Origin of the sequence: Synechococcus sp. R3-13, assembly GCF_047462195.1 — a bacterium.
Lineage (GTDB): Bacteria > Cyanobacteriota > Cyanobacteriia > Thermostichales > Thermostichaceae > Thermostichus.
Map to the genome: position 1 here is coordinate 1 of NZ_JANSIO010000378.1, position 1,574 is coordinate 1,574.

General features: G+C 60.0%; 1 protein-coding gene. It reads left to right on the forward strand.

Going from position 1 to position 1,574, the window contains the following annotated elements; translation table 11 throughout:
- Positions 1-145 precede the first annotated feature (145 nt).
- On the forward strand, positions 146-1,574 hold a 1,429-nt coding region (gene treZ / locus NW856_RS11360), incomplete at its 3' end, for a malto-oligosyltrehalose trehalohydrolase (protein WP_414400343.1).

Genomic DNA, 1,574 nt, shown 5'->3' on the forward strand with positions numbered 1-1,574 from the left:
CATAGTTGAACAGTGATGTTCAGCAGTGTTCATCGTAAATGTATCAGACCCATTCCACTATGGCAGAGGAGAAGCCAAAAACCCACTCTCCGGCTTTTGCCAGGCATGCTCGCTATAGTGGAAGCCGAGTTGCGGGATAGATTCTGTGTTGCAGGCTTCTCCTTTCTTCCAGGCCGGGCGGATGGGCGCCTATCCCCTGGGCCAAGGTCGCTATCGTTTTTCCGTATGGGCGCCTCTGCTTGAACGGGTGGAGCTGAAGCTGCTCACCCCTGTTGAGGGATGCCTTCCCCTGGCCCGAGATGACCAGGGCTATTGGCAGGCAGAGGTGGACGGGATCCCGCCTGGGCCGGTGGACTATCTCTACCGTCTGCACACCCAGGCAGGGGTAGTGGAGCGACCAGACCCGGCCTCCCGCTGTCAACCGCATGGCGTTCATGGCCCCTCGCGGGTGGTGGATCCCCACTTCGACTGGCAGGATCAGGGGTGGAAGGGGATCCCCCTGTCTCAGTGGATCCTCTACGAGCTGCATGTAGGCACCTTTACCCTCGAGGGCACCTTTGCTGCTCTGATCCCTCGCCTGCCGGAATTGGTGGAGTTGGGGGTAAACGTGCTGGAGCTGATGCCGGTGGCCCAGTTTCCAGGAGAGCGCAACTGGGGCTACGACGGCGTCTACCCCTACGCGGTGCAGACCAGCTATGGAGGAGCGGCAGGCTTCAAAGCCCTAGTCAATGCCTGCCACCAACTGGGTTTGGCCGTCATCTTGGATGTGGTCTACAACCACCTGGGGCCGGAGGGGAACTACCTGCGGGATTTTGGCCCCTACTTCACCACCAAGTACCACACCCCTTGGGGGGATGCCCTCAACTTCGACGACCGCTATTCTGACGGCGTGCGAGAGTTTTTCCTACAAAACGCCGAGTACTGGCTGGAGGAGTTTCATCTCGATGGGCTGCGGCTGGACGCGGTGCATGCCATCTACGACTTCAGCGCCTACCCCTTCTTGCAGGAATTGGCAGAGCAGGTGGATGCCCTAGAAGCTCGCACTGGCCGGCCCAGGGTTCTCATTGCCGAAAGCGACCTCAACGATGTCCGCCTCATCACCCCCCGAGAGCAAGGGGGCTACGGGCTAGATGCCCAGTGGTGCGATGACTTCCACCACTCACTTCACACCCTGCTTACCGGGGAAAAGACAGGCTACTACCAGGACTTTGGCGAATTGGAGCACCTGGCCAAGGCTTACCGGGAGAGCTACGTTTATTCTGGCCAGTACTCCTGCTACCGCGCCAGGCGTCACGGCAACTCCGCTGTTGGGCGACCGGGATCCCAATTTGTTGTCTGCATTCAAAACCACGACCAGGTGGGCAACCGCAGGCTGGGAGAGCGCCTCAGCCAGCTCACCTCTTTCGAGGGCCTCAAATTGGCTGCCGCTGCCCTGCTGTTGGCCCCCATGCTGCCGCTGCTATTTATGGGGGAAGAGTATGGGGAAGTGGCGCCATTTCTGTATTTTGTCAGCCACGGGGATCCCGATTTGGTGGAAGCGGTACGACAGGGACGCCGCCGCGAGTTCAGCGCCT